Source organism: Pseudovibrio sp. SCP20 (assembly GCF_057774105.1).
Window position 1 is genome coordinate 260,527 of sequence record NZ_JBYMDH010000001.1, and the last position, 26,645, is coordinate 287,171.

The window sequence follows — 26,645 nt, forward strand, 5'->3', positions numbered from 1 at the left end:
AGCGGTGCGCATCTGCAATTGCTCATGAGCCTGAAAATACCAATGGAGAGTGCCTTGTCCGGCTTCACCTGCAACACCTCTTTGTCGCGCAAGCTCAGCACCTTCATCACCACGTTCATGGTCGCCGCCTTCGTCTGGACTGCACCGGCGCTCGCCATGCAGATCTTCGTCAAGACGCTGACGGGAAAGACAATCACGCTGGACGTGGAGCCATCTGAACCTATTGAAAACGTAAAGGCGAAAATCAGGGACAAGGAAGGCATTCCAGAGGACGAGCAACGCCTCATCTTTGCGGGCAAAATGCTGGAAGACGGCAGAACGCTCTCCGATTACAACATCCAGAAAGAATCCACGCTCCATCTGGTGCTGAGGGAAGCACACAGCGACACAAACCAAAGCGCAGCCGCCGCTGCTGCTGAACTCTCCGTCGCTCGCACTTCACTCATCCTTGGCAACCAGCCAGCCTTCTCACCAATGCTGGACCGCCGCTCGAAAGCTCCTGCAATGCGGCTGGGTGAGCTGGCCGTCAACGCCACGCAGGAGGAGCAGGATCTGTTCTTCATGACGAGCCTCAACCGTGTGAAGGCAGGCGTTCAGCCATCGCCTCTTCTGGCGTTGTCGCAGATGGCAGACAAAGACGAAACAACCCCAGCCCATCAGCAGCTCATGGCTTACGCCCCCTCAGCTGAGCAACAAGCACAGCCTGAGCCGGAACCCTTCACGGCTGTTCCGTTTGAGGCGAACTACGATGTCTGGCTGCGGGTTTCCGGCAACCGGGGCAAAAACGGTTCCAGTTACTCCAGCTTCTGGATCGGCCACGTCGGCGCCCATGCGTTCGTGACGCCCAACCTCATCGTTGGTGGCCTCATCCAGTTGGACTGGTCCAGCACCAGCGACAGCTCCATCGGTCAGGATGGCCGCGGCGGGGGCTGGATGATCGGTCCTTATGCAGCAGCCCGTTTCCTCAATGAGCAGCTCTATCTGGAAGTCAACGCAGCGTGGGGCAGGGGCAGCAATGAAATCAGCCCGATCGGAACCAACAACACCAGCAGCTTTGACAGCTACCGCTGGCTGATCAACTCCAAGCTCTCCGGTCCAATCGACTACGGCAACTGGCGCTTCACGCCGGAAGTGGGCATCAGTTACTTCCGCGAACAGGCTGACGGCTTTACGGATCCGGACGACAAAAACGTCCCGTCCCAAACCAGCGCACAGGGCGAAGTGCTGTTTGGACCAGCCATTTCCTATAGCTACCAGTTGGACGAAACCACATGGCTCCAGCCGAACCTGCGCGTAACAGGCCGTTGGAACTTTGCAGTCGAGAACCCGGAGAGCATCGCCAATCCGGTTCTGGAAACCGGTGATCTCCGCGCCAGAGTTGATGCAGGCATCACCGGCGTCTTTGCCAAAGGCATCGCTTTGAAACTCAACGGCTACTACGACGGCATCGGCACTTCCAACTTCTATAATTATGGTGGCGACTTTCGCCTGAATGTTCCGTTCTAAGCATCACTTCCATTCAGGAAATTCAGCAGTCGCGCAAGAGAGTTTGCTCGTGTGCCTGAAGAAACTGCCGGGCTGCCGAACATCCCGGAAGTTTCTGCCGACTCCAGCACGAATCCGCTATCAGAGGTCTTGTTTTTCTGCGGGTTCTGATGGCATGTAACTTGCATCTTTGATCACCAGTTATTGCTTGCCCAATGAGTTTCAGATCAAATGATGAATACAATTAATTCTGCTGCGCCCACTCCAACGCTGATGAACACGACCCGGCAAAGTCAGGAAGCAAAACAGCCTGAAAAGCCAATGCCGGAAATCACAATGGACTTCAGCGAAACCCGCATCCTGAAGCACTTCTTCGCACCTCGCACGCCGAAGGAAGAAGCAGCCCACGCCGAAGTCAAAAGCGCCATTCTGGAACTTCAGGAATACGAGCGTTACCTGAAAGACTTTGAAAAGATCGTCGATCCGGAAACCAAACGCGCCTTCAAGGACGACCCTGCCGGAGCCGTCTCCGAAATAGTATCCGACAGCCCGGGCACTGGCGGCTCCTACCAACAATACGGCAACCTGCAACTGCGCGTAGAGCTGACGATTTAGCCAGCTGACGAACTCTTGCCATCGGAGCATCTGGTCAAATGATAGATCCCGCCAGTTTTCCCCTTACCAAAGCTTTGAGCCCACATAATGCAAGTCAACAGGTTGCTGCTAAGGCACAACCAACTGATGCCAATGAAACACGCAGTTTCATTGGGCTGGCGAATACAGAGATGGAGAGGTTCTACACGAAAGGTGCACTCATCAAGCTATCTGAGAGCTCTGCATCGGCTGAGATGATCGACGTTCAGCGAGTGCTCCTGCAAACCCAGGAGGTTTGGCAAAAGCACTTCGGATAGACAGCTGTAAGCAGATAACAATCTAAAGCTCACGGATGCTCTTTGCGTGGCTTTAATCTCATGGCCTTGTAGAAGAACCAGATCACTTGCGCTCCCAGCAGAAATGCAAAAACTTTCATGAGTGCAAATGGGTAGAGAGACAGCGCAAGCAGGTCTGCAAAAATGTTTCTGCGGTTCAATGTTTTCAGGCCTGTTTCACTCGCTGCCTGAAGAGAATAACCAAAGCCATCAAACTGGAAGAAGACACCCAGATATTCCAGTTTACTCGCGGGTGTTGGACGGTGATGACCGCTGCACGCTTCAGCAACGTCAGCTGATTGCGTTCTGCCCAGTGGTTCTCCGTTGAAGGTGTACTGTAGGTAACTGGAATCTGTTGGCCAGTTGGAGCCGCAATCGACAAGTCGTTGATTTGGAAAGACCTTAAACGCCCCGGTCGCTCTTTGATATTCCAGAAAGAAGCCGGAGATAAACCCACGTTCGCGATGATAGATCTGCACACGATTCCACATTGGCAGGCGGGTCACAATGAAGTCGCCATCAACGGACAGCTTGCTATCCGAAATGAGCGGCAGATCAACATGGGTCAATTTACTCCCACCATGAAACCAGGAAATGCCAGCAATAACCGAGGCAAGCACAACAGAAAGGAATGAGTAGACTATGAAGAAGCGCGTGAGCTTGTTTGAGAGCAACTGATTTAGATCGCCGGATGTCATCATATCACTCTGCAAGCCCCACCTGTTTTCAGGCTGACCTGACTACCCCTCAATCATCTCTCGGATAGGTCGGAAAGAGCAACGGTGTAGGGGGGTGACGCCATGGGCGGCGAGGGCTTCCTGATGTTGTTTGGTGCCGTAGCCTTTGTGCTTGGCAAAGCCGTACTCCGGGAAGTACTTGTCCATCTTCACCATCAGCCGATCTCGGGTTACTTTGGCAACGATGGAGGCTGCAGAGATGGCGAGACAGCGACCATCACCCTTGATCATCGCTTGCCCTTCCTGAGGCAGATGATGCGGAACGTCCTTGCCATCAATAAAGAACCGTTTGACCGGAACAGAAAGGGAGCGCGCGCAGGTGCGCATGCCTTGCAGCGTTGCCTCACGAATGTTCAGGCGATCAATGGTCTGCGCACTTTGAACACACACACTCACATCAGCCACCTCAAGGATCTGCTCAAAAAGCTCCTCGCGCTTGGCCTCTGTCAGCTTTTTGGAGTCGTTCAGTCCCTCTGGCAGATTGTTGTAATCAAGGCTGGCGGCAGCCACCACCACAGGACCAGCCCATGGTCCGCGTCCGGCCTCATCAATGCCAGCAAAGCGCCCTTGCAGGTCTTGCTCAACAGAGCGCTCAAAACGCAGGTCCGGAGCATCAGGAAAGGCGATATCAAAGAGGGAATTTGCAAAATACGACATGCCCCTCTTTGCCACGCAGACCGGTCGCTTTCAACCGCAACAACAAGCCTCATCTACAGCAATGAGAGCTGCACACCGCCGCAAGTTGGTTTGATGAAGTGATCGCAAGAGAGCTTGAGGGATCGGGAAGATAATCCCTTGTTCTTGCATGCCAGCTGAAACCGTTTCGCCAACTGATCTGCATAGGGTCCTTTGCCCTTGAAACGCTGCGTCCACTGCGCATCGTAATCCTTGCCACCCCGCATGGAGCGCAGCAGGCTGAGCACACGGCGATAACTGCCCGGAGCTTCCCGCAAAAGCCATTCCTTGAACAGCTCAGAAACCTCGCGCGGCAAGCGCAGCAAAATGTAGCTGGCCTCCGTCGCCCCATGTTCCTTGCAGATCTCCAGAATGCTCTCCAGCTCATGATCCGTCAGGCCAGGAATAACCGGTGCTGCCAACACAGCAGTTGGAATACCCGCATCAGACAGCGCTTTGATCGCTTGCAGGCGCCGCGTTGGTGTAGACGCGCGCGGCTCAAGACTGCGGGCAATCTTCCGGTCTAGAGTTGTCACTGAAATTGCCACCTTGGCCAGATTGCGCTCAGCCATCTCCGCAAGGATATCGATATCCCGCATCACCAGAGCAGACTTGGTGACGATGGTCACCGGATGCCCGGTCTTGTTCAGCACTTCCAGAATACCGCGCATGATTTTCTGGGTGCGCTCAATTGGTTGATACGGATCTGTGTTGGTGCCAATGGCGATTGGCTTAGGCTGATAGGAAGGTGCACCCAGCTCTCGCTCCAACACCTGCGCCGCATTGGGCTTGGCAAACAAGCGGCTCTCAAAATCCAATCCCGGCGAAAGCCCCATATAGGCATGGGTTGGCCGCGCAAAGCAGTAGATGCAGCCATGCTCACAGCCCCGATAGGGATTGATGGAACGATCAAAAGGCAGGTCCGGCGACGTATTCTTGGTGATCACATGCCGCGCAGCTTCCGTCTGAACCTCGGTCTTGATTGGCGGAAGTTCATCAATTGTTCCCCAGCCATCATCCACCAGTTCCCTGCTTTCTGCCTCAAACCGTCCAGCCTTGTTGGAATGCGCAGCCCGTCCACGGCCTGTCATGTTGACTGGCAAAGCAGAACCCAGCGGATCTGTCGCGTCTGCCTCGACCCTGTGATTTTGTGCAGTTGACATGGGGCGTGCACTTTCATCTTCTTATGAGAACATAAGTGGAACATTGCTCAAAATATCTGGATTTGCAAGCCTTTACTTTCCCATACTCTGGCAAATCACTGTAAGCTGTTGGAATGATTAGCGCACTTATTCTCAGCAAGAACAGCGAGCACCAACTGGTGCACACCTTGTCCGCTCTGGTCCCGGCCTCGGCAGAAGGCATCCTGAAAGAAGTCGTCATCGCAGACGAAGGCTCCATCGATGGAACCGAGGTCGTCGCTGATGCCTCTGGCGCGCACTTCATCGATGCCAGCGCTGATCCCGCATCCGCTCTGGAAGAAGGGGCAAAGAAATGCGCACGATCCAGCTGGGTGCTGCTCATCCGCCCCGGCGCAATCCTGCAAACCGGATGGCAAACAGAAGCAGCCGCTTTCATAGAACGGGCTGAACGGGTCGGCAACGGGGATAACTTGATCGCGGTGTTTCCAAGCCAGACAGAGGAGTTCGGCACCGCGGCACAAATCAGGCAGAAGCTGATCAACGCAAAACATCGTGCGCTCAAGTCGTCCGCACATGCTCTGCCCATGCTCGTGCACAAAGAGCACCTGCAAAAAGTGTTAGAGGAGGGTTCCGCCAAAACCCGGCAACAGCAGATCCAAAAAATCTTGAGGGCTAGCCGGGTCCATTGGTTGAACGGTACAGTGGTCTTTCAAAGCAGCACGAGGTAACCCGGTACCAGCTCGGAGGTCTCATGGATTGGAACCAGCACCTGAACCAATACTGCGAAAGAACCTCCGCTGCCTTCTGGTCTGAGCCACTCAATGCCATTAGCAATGTTGCATTTATCATTGCCGCGCTATTTGCCCTTCAAATCTGGCTCAAAGCACGCAGCAACGCAAAAAATACGCATGTAACGCAAACCAACGCACAAGATAACGCAGCGCTGGTTCTCATCGCTTTACTGGCCATCATCGGTATCGGGTCGTTCCTGTTTCACACCTTCGCAACCCTCTGGTCCATGCTCGCAGATGTGATCCCGATCGCGATCTTCATGCTGGTGTATTTTTATCTGGCCACGCGACGCTATATGGGTGCCAACCTATTGATATCACTGGGCGCAACGCTGCTCTTCTTTGGGGCAATGGCATTCGGCCCAAGGCTGGTGGAAGGCATCATCGGCCCCACAGCCGGTTACTTCCCAGCCCTCGTCGCTATCCTGCTTTTTGCGGGCCTCACCCGCAGCAAAAACCGGCAGACATCCAACGCGTTGCTGCTGGCAGGCATCGTCTTCGCGATATCGATGGGATTCCGGATTCTGGACGAGCCAATCTGCTCAATTTTGCCAGTTGGGACACATTCCTTGTGGCATATTTTGAATGCTACCGTTTTGTTTATTCTAATTCGCGCATTTATACGCTTTAAGACGTACTTAGACGGTGCAGAATCCTAGGCAATGGTCTAGGTTTTGCCAAACTGCGACATCTGAACCGGAAGTCATAATGATTCCCGGTGGCGAGCCGCTCATTCACTAGGTCAGGCAAGAATAGACGATGACGGACAAAAAACGCCCTACCTCCGGCGAACTCGATGAACAAGCGCTCTTTTACCACGAGTATCCGCGCGCGGGTAAATTGGAAATTCAGGCAACTAAGCCATTGGGAAACCAGCGAGATTTGGCGCTTGCCTATTCTCCGGGCGTAGCTGCTCCGTGTTTGGAAATCCATAAGAACGAGTCAAAGGCAGCCGACTACACTGCACGTCAAAACCTCGTTGGGGTGATCTCAAACGGGACTGCGGTACTGGGTCTGGGCTCAATTGGTCCTCTGGCATCCAAGCCGGTGATGGAAGGTAAAGCCGTCCTCTTCAAAAAATTCGCAGGCATCGATGTGTTCGACATCGAGGTTGATGAAACCAACGTTGATAAGTTCGTAGATGCAGTTGGCGTTTTGGAGCCAACCTTCGGCGGTATCAACCTGGAAGACATCAAGGCGCCAGAGTGTTTCCAAATTGAGAAACGCCTGCGCGAAAAGATGAATATCCCGGTCTTCCATGATGACCAGCACGGCACAGCGATCATCGTTGCAGCGGCTGTTCGCAACGGCATGGAACTGGCTGGCAAGAAACTGGAAGAGATCAAGGTCGTCGCTTCTGGTGCAGGCGCAGCAGCGCTGGCATGCCTCAACCTGCTCGTATCTTCTGGCGTAAAGCGCGAGAATATCTGGGTCTCCGACATCGAAGGCGTTGTTTATGAGGGCCGCGAAGCCCTTATGGATGAATGGAAATCTGTCTTCGCGCAGAAAACCGACAAGCGCACACTTGATGATATCATCGAAGATGCTGACGTCTTCATCGGCCTGTCCGCAGCTGGTGTTCTGAAGCCGGAGATGGTCGCTAAGATGGCGAAGCGTCCTCTGGTGATGGGTCTTGCCAACCCGAACCCGGAAATCATGCCGGAAGATGCGCTGGCTGTTCGTGACGATGTTGTCATGTGCACAGGCCGTTCCGACTACCCGAACCAGGTGAATAACGTCCTCTGCTTCCCTTACATCTTCCGTGGTGCACTGGATGTTGGCGCAACCGCCATCAACGAAGAAATGAAACTGGCCGCAGTGGAAGCAATTGCAGGTCTGGCACGGGAAGAACCAACCGATGTGGTCGCTAAAGCCTACGGCGGCGTCACCCACACATTCGGCCCGAATTACCTCATCCCATCCCCGTTCGATAACCGCCTGATCCTGCGCATTGCACCAGCTGTTGCAAAAGCCGCCATGGACACCGGCGTCGCAACCCGTCCGATCGAAGATCTCGACGCCTACATGGACAAGCTGAATCGCTTCGTGTTCCGCTCCGGTATGGTGATGAAGCCTATCATCGCGCAGGCAAAAGCTGACAAACAGCGCGTTATCTATGCTGACGGTGAAGACGAGCGCGTCCTGCGTGCTGCTCAGGTGGTGATCGAAGAAGGCCTGGCAACCCCAATCCTGATCGGTCGTCCTCAGGTTCTGGAAAACCGCTGTGAGCGCTTCGGCCTCCGCATTCGTCCGGGAACAGATTTTGAGTTCGTAAACCCGGAAGACGATCCACGCTATCGGTCCTACGTTGATACTCTGGTGCAACTGGTTGGCCGTAAAGGCGTAACTCCTGAAGCTGCTAGAACCATCGTGCGTACCAACACCACCGTGATTGGTGCACTGGCGTTGCATAGGGAAGAAGCTGACGCGCTCATCACTGGCCTTGAAGGCCGCTTCGATAAGCACCTGCGCGACATCAACAACATCATCGGATGTTCTGATGGCATCAGAGATTTCTCCACGCTCTCCCTGCTGATCAACACCAGCGGTGCATACTTCCTGGCAGACACCTACGTGACAGAATGCCCATCTGCTGAAGAGATCGCTGAGATTACTCATCTGGCATCCGAGCAGATCAAGCGCTTTGGTATCACCCCACGTGTTGCACTGCTCTCACACTCCAACTTCGGCTCCCGTCCGTCCGAGACCTCCAACAAAATGCGGGAAGCCCTGCAGATGGTTTGGAAACAAATGCCTGATCTGGAAGCCGAAGGTGAGATGCATGGGGATGCCGCGCTGAAGCCGGAAATCCTGAAACGCTACATGCCAGATGCGCATATCTCTGGCCCTGCCAACCTGCTGGTGTTCCCAACACTGGACGCTTCCAACATTGCACTGAACCTGATCAAGGCAATGACAGACGCACTCCATGTTGGTCCGATTTTGCTGGGCGCGAAGAAAACCGCGCACATCATCACACCATCCGTGACCTCACGCGGCATCGTAAATATGACAGCGCTTTCAGCAGTTGATGCGCAATGTCGTAAGGAAAATGCTGGGGTTTGCCTGGCACCGCATAGCTAAAACAACTCCTTCGGCGGGCAGTGGTTAATATGCCCGCCGAAGTTTTGTCAGCTTGATAATACCTTCCCTGTACGGCATGCTATCTGCATTGATGCTGCTTGATATTACGGGGAGGGTAATATGAGCTTTTCAGAAGCGACCGGGCGTCGCATTGATCGCCTGTTAGGCGAGTATGGCGAAAGCCACCAAAATCATAAAAACAAAGCAATTCACTGGATCTGTGTGCCGATCATTTTCTGGACGGTCACGGCACTGTTGTGGTCTGTCCCAACACCAATCGGATTTTCAAACATCTCACCATGGTTGAACTGGTGCACGATCGGCTTGGGGCTGTCGATCATCTACTACCTGTCACTATCCATCACACTGGCCATCGGCATGGCGGTGTTCTCAGCATTGATGGTCTGGATCAACATGACCTATCAGCAGTTTGGGCTTGGGATCCCACTCTGGCAGACGGCATTGGCAGTGTTTGTGATTGCTTGGGTCGGCCAGTTTATCGGCCATCATATTGAGGGGAAAAAGCCTTCCTTCTTCAAGGACTTGCAATTCCTGTTGGTTGGACCTGCCTGGCTGATGCATTTCATTTATAAAAAAGTTGGCATCCCGTACTGAGGGACAAAGTAAAAAAACGCTGCTTTTAAGGCAGCGTTTTTTCTGGGTTGATGTAAACATCACCAATTTCGCGGGTATCCATCCGCTGAAGAGCAGGGTGTGCAAGCGGATCAGCACAGTATGGTTTGGAGCCAGCTGGGGCTTTGGATTTACGCTGGGACTTTCCGCGCAACAGATCTTTTAAAAGATTTTTCATTGTCATTTCCTTTGTAACTTTATGGAGCGACAATGCGTCAATTGCGTTGCAAGTGCTATCTGGAATAACTAAACCCCGGTTTAGATTTACTGCTCGGAACTGTTCTCGATGAAAAATCTCAATCAGGTCAGCCTCGCCGGCCTCCGTGTTGTGGAAGCCGTTGGACGCCTGGGATCCCTTAAAAATGCAGCAGAAGAGCTGGGTATCACGTCCGGTGCTGTCAGCCAGCAACTGCACAAAACCGAGCACCAGCTGGGCCGTTCGTTGTTCACACGCGAGACCGGCGGACTGAAACTCACCAGCCTCGGTACAGAAATCTGTCGCGAACTCACATTGGGCCTGAAGCAGATCTCGGAAGCTGTCGCTCTGGCAGACCGGGATAGGGAAGAAAGCCTGTTCCTGTCAGTTGCACCGCTTCTCGCTGAAAAGTGGCTCGTCTGGCGCCTGAGCAGCTTTATGAAGGCCAACCCGGACATCAACCTCCGGCTGGATGCCAACGACCAACTCGTCAATCTCAACCATTCCGACGTTGATGCCTGTGTCCGCGTCCACAAACGCGCACCAGATGATGTCTATTCCGAGCGCCTCTGCGAACACTTCATCTATCCGGTCTGCTCTCCTGAAGTCGCTGAACGTCTCAAAGAGCCCAAAGACTTGCTTAATGAAGTGATCATTCGCGACTACAACTCCTATTATCGCTGGAGTGACTGGCTCGCCCCCTTCGGCCTGAAGGAAAGCCAGCTGCCGAAAGGCCATGGCTTCTCCAACGCCTCCTTGTGCATGGACGCTGCCATCGCTGGTCATGGTGTCTTCTTGGGTTGGGATACTCTGGTCGCCAATGCCGTGAAGCAAGGCCAGCTCAAGATCCCGTTTGACCACCGCTGTTCAACTGGCAGGTCCTATTGGTTCATTTGCAGGGAAGGGGCACTTCGCAGCCCAAGCGTTCGGAAACTGCGCGATTGGCTCAAGGAAGAGATCGCGCAAACGGCTGTTGAGTACGACAAAGCCGTCAAAACATAGCCTACAAAAAAGCCCGGTAACTCAACAGAGTTCCGGGCTTTTGAATGTCTTATGAAGTGTGCTTAGCCAGCGATCTTCGAGAAGTCTGCGACCTGATGAACAGCGGCACGGATTTCTGAAAGGATCTTCAGGCGGTTCTCACGAACCTCAGGCTTCTCAGCATTCACGTGGATGTTGTCGAAGAAGCCGTCAACCGGACCGCGCAGCTTGGCAAGAGCCGCCATCGCACCAGAGAAGTCAGCTGTATCCAGCAGAGGCTTGATCTCAACCAGAACGCTATCCAGCGCTGCAGCAAGGTCTTTTTCTGCCTGCTCTTCCAGCAGAGCAGCGTCAGGCTTGCCTTCAAAGGTCTTGCCGTCTTTCTTCTCTTCTGCACGCAAAATGTTAGCCGCACGCTTGTAACCTGCCAGAAGGTTCGCACCATCTTCGCTGCCCAGCAGCCCAGCCAGAGCTTCCGCCTGCTTAACAATCAGCGCAATATCGTCCTGACCACCACGTGCCAGCACAGCGTCGATTAGATCGTGACGCACACCCTTGTCCTTCAGAACCACCTTCATGCGGTCCGCGAAAAAGCCAAGCAGGTCATCAATCAGCCCGGTTTCCAGAGAAGTCTCAGGGATTTTGTCGGAAACGTTCGCCAGAACAACATCAGCAGCTTTGGAAACCATGGAGAAGATGTCTTTGACAACGCCTTCGCCAGTTTTACCTTTGCCGATAAATGGAAGATCGGAAAGCGCGCTCTCACCACGAGCAGCAGCAATGTCAGCCAGATTACGACGCAGGCTCTGAACCAGAACATCACGCAGTGGCAGACGAAGGTCGTTTTCCAGCACAAGACGGATAACACCCAGAGCAGCACGGCGCAGGGCAAACGGATCTTTGGAGCCGGTTGGCTTCTCATCGATCGCCCAGAAACCAGCCAGAATGTCCAGCTTGTCGGCTAGAGCAACAGCGATGGAAACTGGTGATGTTGGAACATCATCAGAAGCGCCCGCCGGCTTGTAGTGGTCTTCAATCGCCTGTGCGACAGCAGCATCTTCGCCCTGTGCTTCAGCGTAGTAACGACCCATCAGACCCTGCAGTTCAGGGAACTCGAAGACCATCGCGGAAACAAGGTCAGCCTTTGCAAGACGTGCGGCACGCTTGGTCTGCTCAATGTCAGCACCAACCAGCGGAGCGATCTCAGCAGCAAGGCGCTCAAGACGATCAACGCGAGCTGCCACACTGCCCAGCTTCTCGTGGAATACGATGTCCTGAAGCTTGGAAACGTTGCTTTCCAACTTGGTCTTCAGATCAGTTTCCCAGAAGAACTTCGCATCGGACAGACGCGCGGAAACAACCTTCTCGTTACCGGCGATGATCTTGGTACCACCGTCTTTCGCAACAATGTTTGCAGTCAGCGCAAACTTGTTGGAGAGGTTGGAGGTTGCCGGATCACGCAGAACGAAGTTTTTCTGGTTCACCTTGATGGTGAGCTGGATCACTTCGTCAGGCAGCTGAAGGAAGCTCTCGTCGTAAGAACCGATGAGAACAGTTGGCCACTCGTTAAGGCCTGCCACTTCTTCAAGAAGGCCAGTATCTTCAACCAGTTCAAGGCCAAGTGCCATCGCTGCGTTTTTCGCATCTGTATCGATGATGTCTTTACGACGGTCCGCATCCAGCACAACTTTGGCGGCTTCCAGCTTGGACATATAGTCTTCCAGGCGGCGCACTTCGATTGCCTCAGGTGCCATAAAGCGGTGACCGTAAGTGGTCTGACCGGATTTAATGCCATCAACTTCAAACGGAATGACTTCCGGCTCTTCGGTCTCAGGACCAAAGGTGCAGACGATGGAATGCAGCGGACGCACCCAGCGCAGGTTGCCGGAGCCCCAACGCTGAGACTTAGGCCAAGGGAAATTGCGAATGATGTCAGGCATCACGTCAGCAACAATGTCCTCAGTCTTGCGGCCAGGCTTTTCGATAACAGCGACGTAAAAATCACCCTTCTTAGGGTCATTGTGAACTTCAGCTTCTTCGATAGAAGAAAGACCTGCGCCGCGCAGGAAACCAGCCAGTGCTTTTTCAGGCGCGCCAACGCGCGGGCCTTTACGCTCTTCACGGGTTGCTTTGGAGCCAGCAGGCAAGCCGGCAATGTGCAGGGCCAGGCGGCGAGGAGTGGCATAAGCCTTCGCGCCTTCATAGGTCACACCTGCTTCAACAAGAGCATTGGTCAGGAGGGATTTCAAATCCTCAGCCGCACGACGCTGCATGCGGGCAGGAATTTCCTCGCTAAAGAGTTCGAGGAGAAGATCTGGCATTGGTGAACGACGCCTTTAACTGGTCAATCAATCGCAAATTTCTAGAGTGCGTAGTGCCTAGCAATACTAAAGGGCATTGTCACCCCCAATAGGCAGCGCACCACGGGAATTGAGCAAAAAACTGCAGAGGAGGACCACCCATCAACAGGGGTGTGTACAGCTCTCCGTCGCCAAAGGCGATCTACGTTGGAAAGGGTGTATGGGTATACATTGAATTTTCAATGAGTTGAAAGGAGGTAATACTTATGCATGTGGAGTTAATAGTAGAATGAAGTCAAATAAAACAGGGATGTCGTGAAGGTAATTGCGTTGTAACCTCGATGAACTTTGAGAGAAAACTAATGGGTGCGGGTATGAGTGAAATGTTGATTAAGGAGATACGTTTCAGAAATAGTGAAGATCTGACTTGTCGAGTTCTCCCACCTGATGTGGTCAACGCAGAAGGAATGCTGTCACGAGAAGAGCGTAGTCTTCTCTACTTGTTAGCGCGAGATCATTATCGTGGAGATGGAGTGCTGATTGACGGCGGGAGTTTTTTGGGCTCTTCAACAGTTTCACTGGCTCACGGTATTCGGGACAATACACATTCTCAAAATGATATGAGCGTGTTCCGTTGCAAACCCATTCAAGCTTTCGAAATTGGTTTTCTTCCCCGTCTCAAGAACGGTAAGGAGAAGTTTAAAGAATGGGGAGCCTTCAAGTATCGGTTTGGTGACTCTTTCATACCAAGGCTCGAGCAAAACATCGAAAACTACTCAGATCTAATTGATCTTCATGTTGGTGACCTGGTTGACTTCAAGTTCCCTGCAACTCCCATTGAAATCTGCTTCATTGACGTTGGTAAGTCGGTGCAACTAGATGACTATGTGAATAAGAATTTCTTGGCTAATCTAATTCCAGGTAAGTCAATTTTAGTCAATCAGGATTTTTATTTCGACCGGTTGCCTTGGATAAAAGTAACGATGGGGTATCTGAAAGATTACTTTGAGTGGATCGGGCAGGTTAGAACGTCTGTGGTCTATAAAAATACAAAAAAAATACCACAAGAAGTGCTGTCATATAATCCCTTCCGTAATGGTACACTAGATGAGTGTATAGCGTATCATGACAGCCATGTGTTTCCCGATGATCAAAGCCCTATAACCTTATCGCGTTTAGCTTTATCTAGAGCACTTCTGATTGCGTTGAAATCTACAAAAGAGTTGGCTCTAGCAGACCTCAAGGATTTTGAGAGGATACATGCAAATGTGCTCTCAGACGGGAAGCATGGAGACGACGCAAGAATGCGCTATGAAAGAACTGTACGGCAGATCTCCAATGGAATGATCCTCAAACAGTGGGGGTATTATCCGTCTTCAGAGTTCCAACCCGCTTAGTAACCAAGGCCTATTCAACTAGTTCAGCAACTTCACCAAGTTCGCCAAACAATTTCAGTTCTTGTCGCAGGCTATTGGGATCCTGACTGGAGCCACCGACAATCACGTCATAAAGGATGCGTTCCACCACCATCTGGTTCCGATCACCATCAAAGATAGCGAGCTCCTCAATGGGGACTGTGATTGTCACGCGTCGGCTCTCACCCGCTGGAATAGGAACCCGCTGAAACCCTTTCAGTTCCTGCTTGGCTCGTTCCACTGCAGAACCCTTGGGTGCTATGTAGACCTGCACAACCTCTTCGGCATTCACCTGACCGATGTTGGCAACAGAGACCTGCACCTGAATGCTTCCGCCCATCAGCTCTTCAGGCCGGGAGACTTCAAGCTCAGAATAGTGGAACTGGGAGTAGCTTAAACCAAAACCAAATGGATACGCCGGTGTTACATCATCCTTATCCAGCTTCCTGTAGCCATGCCAAAGATCATAGATCACCTTGCGCGCATTGCGGTCAAAGTCGGGGAGGTCGCTTTCGCGGCGGGGGATCACAAAGGGCAAGCGGCCGCTCGGTGAGATTTCGCCGGACAGAATATGAGCAAGAGCGGTTCCCCCCTCCATGCCGGGATACCAATGCAGCAGGATGGCAGCAGGTTTGTCTTCCCATTCATTCATCAAAATCGTGCCGCCACCCATAACAACAACAACGCAGTTCGGATTGACCGCACACACTTGTTTGATTAGCTCCACATCATGCGGTGGCAAACGTAAGCTGGAGCGATCACCGGCGCCGTAACCGTCCTCAACCGCACTGGAACCCTCAGATTTCCCAGTTGATCCTCCACCACCGAACGATCTGAGGAACTGCGAGGCAATCTGCGCTTCTTCACGATTACGTGGCTGCGGCAAAACCCCATGGAACTGAGCAGCCAAACCCGCTGAAACCCATTCTCCCTCACTGCTGTGGTCGTTCCCGACAACCAACACCACAGCATCAGCGCGCCTGGCAATTTGCAAGGCGCGATTGATGTTCTGGCCCCGGTCCTGCCAGATGTCTACCTTGTGCTTGTAATAGGCCCGCAGACCTGCAAGTGGGGTGATGACATGAGTCGGCTGTGTATCACTGGTGCCTTTGTCTCCTGTGTTCGCTACGCTTGCCAAACGGCCAATAACACCAATGCTTTCAATGTCTTTCAGGGGGAGGAAGCCGCCCTCGTTTTTCAGTAGAACAATCGACTTTTCAGCCGCCTCCTGTGCGACAGCACGGAACTCCGCACATCCAACGCGCTTTTTCTCGTAATTCCCTTTTCGCAGAACACGCAGTTGCTGCAAGATGAGCCGATAGCACGCATCATCCAGCGTGGCTTCACTCACCTCGCCAGTCTCAATCAATTCTGGCAGGCTCTGGTGGTAATGAAGCTGGAAGGGCATCTCTAGGTCAACACCGGCGTTCGCTGCTTCTTTGGCGTGCCGAATACCGAAGATGAAATCACTCAGCACAAAACCTTTGAAACCCCAGTCGGATTTCAAGAGCTGTGTCAGCAGCTCCTTGTTATGACCGCACAGTTCTCCATTGATAGAGCTGTAAGAGGTCATCATCGCCGCTGCGCCCGCCTCGACAGCCTTTCGAAAATGCGGGAGGTACATTTCATAGAAGGCACGCTGCCCAATTGTCACGTTCAGTGAAAGTTTGGACTGCTCCATGGATGCCAAGGCAAAGTTCTTCACGCACGCCATGCCATGCTGCTGAACGCCGCGGACGAGCGCCGTCCCCATGGCTCCTATCAGGAAGCTGTCTTCCCCATACGACTCCTGCGAGCGCCCCCAAGCCGGATGACGCATCAGGTTCAAAGGGACACCACCAAACAGTGTCCCCCCAAACGCACGCATCTCATAGCCTATGACCGCACCAATCCGCTGCTCCAGCTCAGGATCAAAGGTTGCCGCGCGGGCTATCGCTGCCGGAAAGGTGGTTGCCCCTTTCATTACAATCCCGCGAGAACCCTCTGTGTAATGGATACCTGGCAAATGATGTTCTGGCAAAACGCCTGCAGCCCACGGACCTGATTGAGAACCGCTTTTCATCATCTCGCGAATGCCAGGCCAGAACGCTTTGTCACCATCACGCATAGCCAGTTTATCGTCTCTGCTTAAGCGAGACACGATCGCCCTAGCAATCTGCTCATCAGAAAGGTTTTGCGTAGAAGAAGGTTGCTCTACCGGCTTTGGAGGCGATTGAGAGGGAACAGCAGTGTCGCCGTCTTGAAGCACCTTGGTACTTTCAACAGTCATGGAAGTCAGAACTCCGCGAATGCACCCCAATTTAGGTCAGCGGCTAAAGATACGCGGTGATACAAACATCAGGCAGCTTGATACGTCAGAACTTTAACAAGCAACTCTGGAACTCAGGCCTCTGGCAACAGGGGAGTCGATTTGCAAATCAAACAGGATATCATTTGAAAATATCCAATTGGTAGCGGTTCTGAAAACCTACCGATTTTCAGCAGTCATCTTTCAAGGAGTCATAGGAGAGAAAGGGCTGATAACGAAAAATGCCGAGGCATTTCTGCCCCGGCATTTGAAAATTCATCAGGTAGACTAGGATCAGCCTTTGAAGCCAACACCACCAGCTTCAGTCTGCAGGAATGCAGCACCACACGCTTTGGAAAGCTCACGAACCCGCAGAATATAGCTCTGGCGCTCGGTCACGGAAATCACACCACGCGCATCCAGCAGGTTGAATACGTGAGAGCATTTGAGAGCTTGATCGTATGCAGGCAGAACAACCTTCTGAAGGCCATCGCCAGCTTTTTCCATGGCTTCAGCACTTGCTGCCAGCAGTCGCTTACATTCGCGCTCATGGTCTGCAAAGTGACGGAACAGCATTTCAGTGTCGGAATGCTCGAAGTTGTGTCGGGAATATTCCTGCTCAGCCTGTAAGAACACGTCGCCATAGGTGACTTTTTCGTCGCCTTCCAGACCGTTGAAGTTCAGGTCATAAACGTTGTCAACGCCCTGAACGTACATTGCGATACGCTCCAGACCGTAGGTCAGCTCACCGGAAACCGGCTTACACTCAAAACCTGCAACCTGCTGGAAGTAGGTGAACTGAGATACTTCCATGCCGTCACACCAGCATTCCCAACCAAGGCCCCATGCGCCCAGTGTCGGGTTTTCCCAGTCATCTTCAACAAAGCGAACGTCATGGATGTCTGTGTCGATGCCGATTGCGCGCAGAGAAGCCAGATACAGTTCCTGAAGGTTTTCAGGAGATGGCTTCAGCAGAACCTGAAACTGATAATAGTGCTGCAGACGGTTTGGGTTTTCACCATAACGACCATCGGTAGGACGGCGGGATGGCTGAACATAAGCAGCTTTCCATGGACGTGGACCAAGGGAACGCAGTGTCGTCGCTGGGTGAGAAGTACCCGCGCCAACTTCCATGTCGTAAGGCTGCAAGATAACGCAGCCCTGATCGGCCCAGAATCTCTGGAGGGTCATCAATAGACCCTGAAAGGACTTGGTTGGCTGCATATGTGCCGGAACGGCTTCACTAGACATGGGAGTGTTTCCTGAAAATCCAAAATGTACTGCGCTAAAACCACGCAAAATCCAAGTTGGGGCACAGGTGCCACGTCAAACAGGGAAGGTCAAGCATTCCAGAGGGATGTTTCTCTGTTTACCGCGTATTTAACAGGCTGAACGCCAGTTGTGCCCAATGATGTCGCAGCAGCGACAAATCTCGCGGTGGCAGCGCTAAGAGAAAGGGGGAGTAGTCGAGAACGACCGCTAGCCCGCAGACCAGATGTCATGCGGGCGCAAAGGGTGCAACTACAGAGCTGATGCTCTTAGTAGTTGCTTGTAGGGCGGTATTTGCCTGTGACCGGATCCTGAACCAGACGTGTGTATGCTGGATCAACCGGACGCTTGCGAGCAGTTGCATAGGCAGGCTGTTTTTTGAATGCCATGTTGGAAATTTCCTTCTTTACGGCTTTGTAAAGAGCATATCCACCTGCAATCAAAGCAACAGTTCCCAATACCTCAGTCATCTGCATTTTCCTTCCATCACTTATGTGAAGCATTGTTATTTATGGCAATTTTGGCAATCCTATGGAGATTGCTCAAAGACCAAACTTTGCCCAAAGGCTTTTTTCTTCCAGGGTAGCAAGTGCGGCAGCTGGAAGCGTACCTGCTGCTTCATTCAAACCACCCTTAAGGCTTGCGCCCGGGATAAAGCGGCCAAGAAAACGCTTCTTGGTGCCAACAACTTTCACTTTCGTTTCCTTGCCGTACCGCTCATGGATTGTGGAGTGAAGATCACCCAGCCCATCTACAAGGCCAAGGTCGCGTGCCTTCGCTCCAGTCCAGAACAGACCGGAAAACAAGTTGTCATCATCGCTCAACACGTCACCGCGACGGCTTTTCACCATATCGATGAACATCTCATGGATCTCGTGCTGCAAGGTCTTGAGGTGCTCAATGTCCTCTTTGACCTCTGGTGCAAACGGATCCAGCGTCACTTTCTTCTCACCGCTGGTGTAAACGCGGCGCTGAACGCCAGCTTTTTCCAGAAGCTCGGTGAAACCGAAACCGGCAGAAACAACGCCGATTGAGCCGATGATGGAGGCTGGATCAACGATGATATCATCACCAGCCAAAGCAATCATATAGCCACCAGAGGCGGCAACATCTTCAACGAAAACAAGTACCTGTTTGTTGTTCCCATCCGCCAGCTGGCGAATGCGTTTGAAGATGAGATGTGACTGAACAGGAGAACCACCAGGTGAGTTGATGGACAAAGCAACAGCCGGAGCTTCTTTAAAGCTAAAGGCCGTTTCCAGCGCGTCTTCGACACCGCTCAGGTTCAAACCTGATTTCAATGGAGACGCAGCTCCGATAGCACCACTCATACGGACGACGGGAACAACAGGTCTTACTTTTCCCCACTTGCCCGGAAGGTAGCTGCGCAGCTTCTTCAACAACTCAAAATTCTCCTTTGCGTCGATAACTTGTCTGTCGCTGGGTGACCCAGCTTCATCCAATATAGGCAGCAATCGTCAGGAGAGAAGAGCAATAGCCAAAAGAAATGGCAATTTACGCAATAAAACGCAACTGTGTGATCTCTATAACAAAACTACACCTCAAGAACTAAGAGAGTTCATGTGCAGCACTGGGGATTACTCGGTTGTTTCAAGCTCAGCACGAATCTGGAGCATGTCCCGCCATGCATAGCGTTTTTCCGCTGGGCTGCGCAGCAGATAGGCAGGGTGGTAGGTTGCAATAGCTTTCCGCTGAGTGCCTTCACCGTTATAAGTCAGCCACTTACCGCGCAACTTGCGAATACCATCACGGGCACCGCTCAGCGTCTTGGCAGATGCTGCTCCCAGGAACACCACGATCTCAGGATCAACCAGTTCAATCTGACGCTGAATAAACGGACGGCAGATCTCGGTTTCATGCGGGGTAGGGGTGCGGTTCCCCGGAGGGCGCCAAGGAACAACGTTGGCAATGTAAACGTTGGAGCGATCAAGTCCGACAGCCTTGAGCATACGGTCCAGCAAATGGCCGGAACGCCCAACAAATGGAACGCCCTGAATATCCTCTTCACGTCCCGGTGCTTCGCCAACAAACATGACACGGGCCTTGGAGCTGCCATCACCAAACACAAGGTTCTTGGCAGTCAGGCGCAGATTGCAACCCTCAAAACCGGCAAGGATCTTGCGCAGCTCATCCAGCGACTGAGCAGAGCTTGCAGCACTTCTGGCAGAGCCAACCGTTTCAGCATTGGGCACAACAGCATTGTCAGCAGCATTTGGCATGACGGTCTGCACGGCAGACTCTTTGGCCGCCCGCTGGCGCTCCAAAATCTGCCTCGCTTTCATCTTGTCATCAGCCGAAACGCCATTCTCACGCAGATTACGTGCCATCTCAGCAGGAGAAACACTAAGGTTCTTCGGCTGGGATTGTGTTGGCTCCGGTGAAGCAAAGGAGTTGGCTGGTGCAAAGTTCTGCTGAGGAGCCGGGCGTGCCTGTGCCTGTTTCTCCATCTGAGCCTGGGTTTGCGCAAAGCGATCAACCGGAGCATCTTCCATCGCGCAGTCGACACCGACAGCACTCAGGAACTCCAGATAAGCCTCCAGCTCGGCGGCATTTGCGACAGGAACTTCAGACATAGCCATTTTCTAGTTGTGGCACACAGGAAGGTGCAGATGAAAGGGAGTAACTCTTTTGCAATGCACCATAGTTGGGCAGCAGCCCGTTTAGCCCTATATTCTATATGAGAGCGCACGTGTCCAATAGAAAAACGTAAATGCGCTAACTCAATTGGGAACAGTGTAAAGTCATGCACGTAGATTTGGGGAAATCACAATAAATCCTTGCTGTGAAGGAAGCTTTTTTTATTGGGGTACGCCACGTAATGCACCTTAAAACGCATTGCGCTATAGTATCCGGTCAATTACACAGAGACTAAATAAAGTTTTGACACTTGAGGGGCGTGGAATTAATGCGCTGCCACATCATTTGACGCGAAATGAAGTGGATAAAGTGTAGAGGGAGAATAATATGTCTGAAGGGGAAACTCTGGCAGAACGCGAATCCATGGAATTCGACGTTGTAATTGTGGGTGGCGGTCCTGCAGGTCTGTCAGCAGCAATCCGGATCAAACAGCAGGCTGCGGAAAAGGGAGAGGACGTCTCCGTTGTTGTGCTGGAAAAAGGATCTGAGATTGGTGCGCACATCCTGTCTGGTGCTGTGATTGATCCAATCGGTATTGATCGCCTGATCCCGGATTGGCGCGAAGACGAAAGCGCTCCGATCAAGACACCGGTAACCGCAGACCACTTCAACCTGCTTGGCCCTGCCGGTTCCCTTCGCCTGCCAAACTTCCTGATGCCAAAGCTCATGAACAACCATGGCAACTACATTGTGTCTCTGGGCAATGTATGTCGCTGGTTGGCAGAAAAAGCAGAAGCGCTCGGCGTGGAAATCTATCCAGGCTTCGCAGCAGCTGAAGTGCTTTACGATGATGCGGGCAAGGTGATTGGTGTTGCAACGGGTGATATGGGCGTTGCTCGTGATGGCTCTCATAAAGATGGCTACATGCGCGGCATGGCTCTGCTCGGTAAATACACGCTGATCTCTGAAGGCGTTCGTGGCTCTCTGGCCAAGACCTTGATCGACAAGTTTGATCTGGACCGCGACAGCGATCATCCGAAATACGGCATTGGTATCAAGGAATTGTGGGAAGTTGACCCAGCCAAGCACAAAGCTGGTCTGGTGCAGCACTCCATGGGTTGGCCGCTGGATGGCAAAACCCAGGGCGGTTCGTTCCTCTATCATCTGGAAGACAATCAGGTAGCCGTTGGGTTCGTTGTGAACCTCAACTACCAGAACCCGTACATGTCTCCGTTTGACGAGTTCCAGCGCTTCAAAACCCACCCAGCAGTGAAGGACGTTTTTGAAGGCGGCAAGCGCATCTCATATGGCGCACGTGCGATCTCCGAAGGGGGATATCAGTCCGTACCGAAACTGTCCTTCCCAGGTGGTCTCATCCTCGGATGTTCCGCTGGCTTCGTAAACGTGCCACGCATCAAAGGCTCTCACAACGCAGTGCTCTCCGGCATTCTGGCTGCTGACATCGTTGTTGAATCTCTTGGTCGCGGCGAAGCGAACGAAGAGCTGGACCAGTACGATATCGCATGGCGCAATTCCGAAATCGGTAAGGATCTCTGGAAGGTACGCAATGTTAAGCCGCTGCAGACCAAGTTCGGCAGCTTGATGGGCATGGTCTTCGGTGGTCTGGATATGTGGACCAACGAGCTGTTCGGCTTCTCCTTCTTCGGCACCGTAAAACACGGCAAGACCGACGCTGCGAGCCTGAAGCCAGCCAAAGATTGCAAGAAGATCAACTACCCGAAACCAGACGGGAAGATCTCCTTCGACAAGCTGTCTTCTGTCTTCCTCTCCAACACCAACCACGAGGAAGATCAGCCGATCCATCTGAAGCTGCGCGATGAAACCTTGCAGAAGCTTTCTGAGCACGATGTTTATGATGGACCGTCGAACCGTTATTGTCCCGCTGGTGTGTATGAGTGGGTGGAAGAAAACGGCGAGCCACCACGCTTCCAGATCAACGCGCAGAACTGCGTGCATTGTAAGACCTGTGACATCAAAGATCCGAACGGCAACATCACCTGGACCGTTCCGGAAGGCACTGGCGGACCGAACTATCCAAACATGTAAGCTGTTGGATAACATCAGAACAAGAAAAAGGCCCGGTCATCAGATCGGGCCTTTTCAATTCAACTTATCAAACGCTCTGGCGATCTAGCCGATCTCGATATCGAGACCCAGATCCAGAATTGGCGCGGAGTGCGTAATCCAGCCGGAAGAGATGATATCAACGCCAGCCTCGGCGATCTCCTGAACGGTGGAAAGCGTAACGGTACCAGACGCTTCCAGCACAGCCTGACCATTGTTGATCTCAACGGCCTGCTTAAGCAGGTCAGGGCCCATATTGTCTAGCATCACCACATCTGGCTTGGCTGTCAGCGCTTCTTTCAGCTGGTCCAGCGTGTCCACCTCAACCTCGATGCGCACAAGGTGACCAGCAAAGGCACGTGCGCTCTCAATTGCGGGAATAACACCGCCAGCAACTGCAATGTGATTGTCCTTGATCAGGATCGCATCATCCAGACCAAACCGGTGGTTCATGCCGCCGCCGCAACGCACCGCATACTTCTCGAAGCTACGCAGACCCGGAGTGGTTTTTCGGGTGCACACAATCGTTGCGTTGGTATGCGAAATTTTGCGTTGAAATGCGTTTGTGGCCGTTGCTATGCCGGAAAGGTGGCTCAAAAAGTTCAGCGCCACACGCTCAGCTGTCAAAAGCGCACGAGCAGGACCATGAATGCGGGCAATGATGGTACCCGGCACCAATTTATCCCCGTCCTGCGCTAGCACGGTAACATTGAGGTTCGGGTCCACCTGACGAAACGCAGAAAGAGCCAGATCAATGCCAGCCAGCACGCCGTCTTTACGAGCCGCAATCACACCGGTCGCCATTGCCTCAGCTGGAATGGTTGCCTGCGAGGTGATGTCACCTGCGCGGCCAAAGTCTTCCAGCAAGGCGGCCTTAATAGCGTCATCGACCATGATCAGGGAGAGTTCAGGTAAGGAAGAAACACTCATAGCATGTCTTCCTCTGCAACAGCCTTCTTGCCAAGGTCGCTGGCCACAGCATCAGCGGCAAGCTTCTCGATCTGAGCAAGCTTCACATAAGAGCGCTTGGCAGCCTCTGCCTTCTGCGGGAAGTCAGAGCGGAAGTGTCCGCCACGGCTTTCTTCACGAAGCAGAGCAGAGCCGGTGATCAGCTTAGCCGCAATCACCATGTTGAGGATGGAGTCACGGCGACACAGCTTCTCGGCATTGTGCAGGCGGGCTAGCGTTGTGGTCAGGCCTTCCGCATCACGCACAACACCAACATTGCGGGACATGAGGGAGCGAACCAGAGACACCACTGCACGCTCCTGAGGATTGCGCTTGGAAGCCTGATCTTCGCTGTCATCAATCTCCGCCCAGGCATGAACGCGGTGATGCGGCATGAGCGCCTGAATATCTTCTGCAATGCGCGCCGCAAACACAACAGCTTCCAGCAGAGAGTTGGAAGCAAGACGGTTTGCACCATGTGCGCCCGTTGCAGCAACTTCACCGGCAGCCCACAGATTGTCGACGGAGGTACGGCCAGAGGCATCAGTCAGCACGCCGCCCATATGGTAGTGCGCAGCCGGAGCAACCGGGATAAGACCGTTGATCGGATCAATGCCAGCTTTCTGACAAGCCGCATAAACGCGGGTGAAATGCTCAGGGAAGCTCGCGCCAATGGCTTCACGGCAATCAAGGAATGCACCGCGACCAGCAGCAATCTCCGTGTGGATCGCACGAGCCACAATATCACGTGGTGCCAGTTCCAGATCCGGATGAAGGCCTTCCATAAAGCGGCGGCCATCATTGTTAACGAGGATCGCGCCATCTCCGCGGATTGCTTCACTGGCAAGCGGGGCAGGATCCAGATCAACATCCAGAGCGGTTGGGTGGAACTGAACAAACTCCGCGTCAGAAACCAGCGCACCGGCACGAGCCGCCATGGCAAGACCATGACCGTTTGCCTCACCCGGGTTGGTGGTGGTGGAATAAAGATGCCCAACACCGCCGGATGCCAGCACAACAGCCTTTGCCGGAATGGTGATGCGCTGTGTACCGCCACGACGACGCGCGGTGATACCGGTAACATAACGGCCTTCGGTGATCAGCTGACAACCGATGTAACCTTCAATGATGCGGATAGACGGTGTCTTGTAGGCCGCATCAACAAGTGCCTGCATGATCGCTTCACCAGCCATGTCGCCGCGCACACGCACAACACGATGGCTGGAGTGAGCAGCTTCACGGGAAAGCGCCAGCTTGCCTGCAAGGTCTTTGTCAAACGGAACGCCATAATCCAGCAGATCGTGAATACGGTCAGACGCTTCACGGGTCATGCCTTCAACAACAGCTTCTTCGCAGATGCCATCACCGGCAGTCAGCGTGTCCTGAGTGTGGGCAGAGTGGTGGTCACCCTCAGCCACAGCAGCTGCAATGCCACCTTGCGCCCACGCAGAAGATGTGCCGCCGCCGATTGGAGCGTTGGTCACAATGGTCACTGGCCGAGGCGCAAGTTTAAGCGCACAAAACAGGCCAGCAAGGCCGCCACCTAAGATAACAACATCATCCACGCCGTTCAGAGCAACAGCAGGGGCGAGAGAAGAACCGAACTGAGACATTTCAGAGATTATTCCAGACTATGGGGACCTGATCTAAAAGGCCCGCTGCCTTTTTTGCAGGCAGCAGGGTGCACTGAAGACTTTTCAATAAGCCAGCTACACGAAAGCCTCTAGTTCTTCAAGTTGATCATGCGTTCTACGGAGGCACGGGCGCGATCGGCCACACTTTCATCAACAATCACCTCACCGGACATGTCGAGCAGACAATCCAAAATTTTGGTCAGGGTGATGCGCTTCATGTGTGGGCACAGGTTACACGGACGAATGTAGTTGACGCCCGGAGTGGACGCCGCAACATTGTCTGCCATGGAGCACTCGGTGATCATCATCACCTTCTCAGGGCTGTTGTCCTTCACCCAGTCGATCATGTGAGAGGTGGAGCCTGCAAAATCAGCCTCTGCCACCACTTCCGGCGGACATTCTGGGTGCGCGATGATCTTTACGTCCGGATCAATCGCGCGGTAATCGCGCAGCTCTTCAGCGGTAAAGCGCTCATGTACCTCACAGGAACCTGCATAGGTCAGCACGTCCACATCAGTCTGGTTGTTCACGTTCGCCGCAAGGTACTGATCCGGGATCAGCAGAACCTTGTCGGTGCCCATGGCCTCAACAACCTGAACAGCGTTGGAAGAGGTGCAGCAGATATCGCACTCAGCTTTCACATCAGCAGAGGTATTCACATAGGTGATGATCGGAACACCCGGATTGGCTTCGCGCAGCTTGCGCACATCTTCGCCAGTGATGGATTCAGCAAGAGAACAACCGGCATCCATATCCGGGATCAAAACGGTCTTCTCAGGGGAGAGGATCTTGGACGTCTCTGCCATGAAGTGCACACCGCACTGCACGATGACCTGAGCTTCTGTCTTCGCAGCTTCTTTCGCCAGCTGCAGGCTGTCGCCAACAATGTCAGCCACACCGTGGAAGATGTCCGGTGTCATGTAGTTGTGCGCCAGAATGACAGCGTTGCGCTCTTTCTTCACTTTGTTGATCGCAAAGATCAGCGGTGCAAGCGCAGCCCATTCGATGGCCGGAATAAAGTCCTTCACCTTCTCATAGGCTTCAGCGGTCGCTTCAGCCACTTCAGGTGTGTAGGCAAGGTCTGGTCGCTCCAGAGGCGCATAGCGCTCGTTTGCTGGCACGCCAGCCTGAACAGCAGCACCATCAATGCCGGCAGCAATGTCTTTGACAGCCGGGCTGTCTGTTTCAGCGAATGTAGTCGTGGCGGACATGCGCTATCCCTTGTTCTGCCGGTCTTTAGCCGGATTATACTCAGTGTGAGTATAAGGGATCTATAAAAAAACACGGCTAGAAAGCCGATGCCAACCCTTATGCTCATTTTGAGTTTTTATAGACCTCTTGCCCGCCAACGACAACCTATTCTTTTGCCGAATGCATATAACCCCTGCGTTTAAGCTGGAAATAAGCTTACAAAATAGCCACTTAATTTGTTAAATTTGCAGGGTACAAACAACAA

The 26,645-nt window shown here is 53.0% G+C and carries 22 protein-coding genes; 9 read left to right on the top strand and 13 right to left on the bottom strand.

What is annotated here, in order from left to right:
* Positions 1-24: 24 nt before the first annotated feature.
* On the top strand, positions 25-1,506 hold the full coding sequence (locus tag AC3CB2_RS01190; RefSeq protein ID WP_352931423.1) for a ubiquitin-like protein: 1,482 nt from the start codon (positions 25-27) through the stop codon (positions 1,504-1,506).
* Positions 1,507-1,716: 210 nt separating this feature from the next.
* Positions 1,717-2,100 (top strand): hypothetical protein, encoded by a 384-nt coding sequence (locus AC3CB2_RS01195; protein WP_352931421.1) that lies wholly within the window; start codon positions 1,717-1,719, stop codon positions 2,098-2,100.
* Positions 2,101-2,425: 325 nt separating this feature from the next.
* Here AC3CB2_RS01195 and AC3CB2_RS01200 read toward each other — a convergent pair whose 3' ends face one another.
* The 3 genes from AC3CB2_RS01200 to AC3CB2_RS01210 are packed head-to-tail and all read right to left on the bottom strand — an operon-like array spanning position 2,426 to position 4,989.
* Positions 2,426-3,115 carry a hypothetical protein gene (locus AC3CB2_RS01200; protein WP_352931419.1) on the bottom strand — a complete coding sequence of 230 codons (690 nt, stop codon included), beginning with the start codon at positions 3,113-3,115 and terminating at the stop codon, positions 2,426-2,428.
* Between the two features lie 39 nt (positions 3,116-3,154).
* Positions 3,155-3,808: a ribonuclease HII gene (rnhB, locus tag AC3CB2_RS01205; RefSeq protein ID WP_352931417.1), complete on the bottom strand. Its 654-nt coding sequence runs from the start codon at positions 3,806-3,808 to the stop codon at positions 3,155-3,157.
* Between the two features lie 53 nt (positions 3,809-3,861).
* A complete protein-coding gene (locus AC3CB2_RS01210) occupies positions 3,862-4,989 on the bottom strand; it encodes a PA0069 family radical SAM protein (protein ID WP_425328930.1) in 1,128 nt (375 codons plus the stop codon).
* A 113-nt stretch (positions 4,990-5,102) separates the two neighbouring features.
* Here AC3CB2_RS01210 and AC3CB2_RS01215 point away from each other — a divergent pair, with 113 nt between their 5' ends.
* The 4 genes from AC3CB2_RS01215 (at position 5,103) to AC3CB2_RS01230 (ending at position 9,458) form a co-directional block, all read left to right on the top strand.
* Positions 5,103-5,696 carry a glycosyltransferase family protein gene (locus AC3CB2_RS01215; protein WP_352931415.1) on the top strand — a complete coding sequence of 198 codons (594 nt, stop codon included), beginning with the start codon at positions 5,103-5,105 and terminating at the stop codon, positions 5,694-5,696.
* A gap of 23 nt (positions 5,697-5,719) precedes the next feature.
* Positions 5,720-6,418 (top strand): ceramidase domain-containing protein, encoded by a 699-nt coding sequence (locus AC3CB2_RS01220; protein ID WP_352931413.1) that lies wholly within the window; start codon positions 5,720-5,722, stop codon positions 6,416-6,418.
* Positions 6,419-6,518: 100 nt separating this feature from the next.
* The gene (locus AC3CB2_RS01225; RefSeq protein ID WP_352931411.1) at positions 6,519-8,843 is read left to right on the top strand and encodes an NADP-dependent malic enzyme; all 2,325 of its coding nucleotides are present in this window, start codon (positions 6,519-6,521) and stop codon (positions 8,841-8,843) included.
* 120 nt (positions 8,844-8,963) lie between these two features.
* Positions 8,964-9,458: an Mpo1 family 2-hydroxy fatty acid dioxygenase gene (locus AC3CB2_RS01230; protein WP_352931409.1), complete on the top strand. Its 495-nt coding sequence runs from the start codon at positions 8,964-8,966 to the stop codon at positions 9,456-9,458.
* 25 nt (positions 9,459-9,483) lie between these two features.
* Here AC3CB2_RS01230 and AC3CB2_RS01235 read toward each other — a convergent pair whose 3' ends face one another.
* Positions 9,484-9,654 carry a hypothetical protein gene (locus AC3CB2_RS01235; RefSeq protein ID WP_008549495.1) on the bottom strand — a complete coding sequence of 57 codons (171 nt, stop codon included), beginning with the start codon at positions 9,652-9,654 and terminating at the stop codon, positions 9,484-9,486.
* Between the two features lie 108 nt (positions 9,655-9,762).
* Between AC3CB2_RS01235 and AC3CB2_RS01240 the strand changes: the two genes are divergently transcribed.
* A complete protein-coding gene (locus AC3CB2_RS01240) occupies positions 9,763-10,674 on the top strand; it encodes a LysR substrate-binding domain-containing protein (protein ID WP_352931407.1) in 912 nt (303 codons plus the stop codon).
* Positions 10,675-10,736: 62 nt separating this feature from the next.
* On the opposite strand, the gene glyS is transcribed toward AC3CB2_RS01240, so the two are convergent.
* Positions 10,737-12,974: a glycine--tRNA ligase subunit beta gene (glyS, locus tag AC3CB2_RS01245; RefSeq protein WP_352931405.1), complete on the bottom strand. Its 2,238-nt coding sequence runs from the start codon at positions 12,972-12,974 to the stop codon at positions 10,737-10,739.
* A gap of 341 nt (positions 12,975-13,315) precedes the next feature.
* Between glyS and AC3CB2_RS01250 the strand changes: the two genes are divergently transcribed.
* The gene (locus AC3CB2_RS01250) at positions 13,316-14,350 is read left to right on the top strand and encodes a hypothetical protein (RefSeq protein WP_352931403.1); all 1,035 of its coding nucleotides are present in this window, start codon (positions 13,316-13,318) and stop codon (positions 14,348-14,350) included.
* A 10-nt stretch (positions 14,351-14,360) separates the two neighbouring features.
* Here the strand turns inward: AC3CB2_RS01250 and AC3CB2_RS01255 are convergent, their stop codons facing one another.
* The 5 genes from AC3CB2_RS01255 to AC3CB2_RS01275 all read right to left on the bottom strand — a co-directional run bounded on the left by AC3CB2_RS01255 (position 14,361) and on the right by AC3CB2_RS01275 (position 20,518).
* A complete protein-coding gene (locus tag AC3CB2_RS01255; protein ID WP_352931401.1) occupies positions 14,361-16,637 on the bottom strand; it encodes a glycoside hydrolase family 3 C-terminal domain-containing protein in 2,277 nt (758 codons plus the stop codon).
* A gap of 312 nt (positions 16,638-16,949) precedes the next feature.
* Complete coding sequence (locus AC3CB2_RS01260; protein WP_425328929.1) at positions 16,950-17,906, bottom strand: glycine--tRNA ligase subunit alpha; 957 nt, start codon at positions 17,904-17,906, stop codon at positions 16,950-16,952.
* A 287-nt stretch (positions 17,907-18,193) separates the two neighbouring features.
* Complete coding sequence (locus AC3CB2_RS01265) at positions 18,194-18,394, bottom strand: hypothetical protein (RefSeq protein WP_008549797.1); 201 nt, start codon at positions 18,392-18,394, stop codon at positions 18,194-18,196.
* 72 nt (positions 18,395-18,466) lie between these two features.
* Entirely contained in the window at positions 18,467-19,327 is an 861-nt protein-coding gene (locus AC3CB2_RS01270) for a S49 family peptidase (RefSeq protein WP_352931399.1), read from the bottom strand.
* Positions 19,328-19,522: 195 nt separating this feature from the next.
* Positions 19,523-20,518, bottom strand: coding sequence for a uracil-DNA glycosylase (locus tag AC3CB2_RS01275; protein WP_352931397.1), 996 nt, complete (start codon positions 20,516-20,518; stop codon positions 19,523-19,525).
* Between the two features lie 391 nt (positions 20,519-20,909).
* Here AC3CB2_RS01275 and AC3CB2_RS01280 point away from each other — a divergent pair, with 391 nt between their 5' ends.
* Positions 20,910-22,589 carry an electron transfer flavoprotein-ubiquinone oxidoreductase gene (locus tag AC3CB2_RS01280; protein WP_014284365.1) on the top strand — a complete coding sequence of 560 codons (1,680 nt, stop codon included), beginning with the start codon at positions 20,910-20,912 and terminating at the stop codon, positions 22,587-22,589.
* Positions 22,590-22,673: 84 nt separating this feature from the next.
* Here the strand turns inward: AC3CB2_RS01280 and nadC are convergent, their stop codons facing one another.
* The 3 genes from nadC to nadA all read right to left on the bottom strand — a co-directional run bounded on the left by nadC (position 22,674) and on the right by nadA (position 26,400).
* A complete protein-coding gene (nadC, locus tag AC3CB2_RS01285; RefSeq protein ID WP_352931395.1) occupies positions 22,674-23,537 on the bottom strand; it encodes a carboxylating nicotinate-nucleotide diphosphorylase in 864 nt (287 codons plus the stop codon).
* Complete coding sequence (locus tag AC3CB2_RS01290; protein WP_054784479.1) at positions 23,534-25,168, bottom strand: L-aspartate oxidase; 1,635 nt, start codon at positions 25,166-25,168, stop codon at positions 23,534-23,536. The genes nadC and AC3CB2_RS01290 overlap by 4 nt, the downstream gene beginning before the upstream one ends.
* 110 nt (positions 25,169-25,278) lie before the next feature.
* Positions 25,279-26,400 carry a quinolinate synthase NadA gene (gene nadA / locus AC3CB2_RS01295; protein ID WP_054784480.1) on the bottom strand — a complete coding sequence of 374 codons (1,122 nt, stop codon included), beginning with the start codon at positions 26,398-26,400 and terminating at the stop codon, positions 25,279-25,281.
* Positions 26,401-26,645 lie beyond the last annotated feature (245 nt).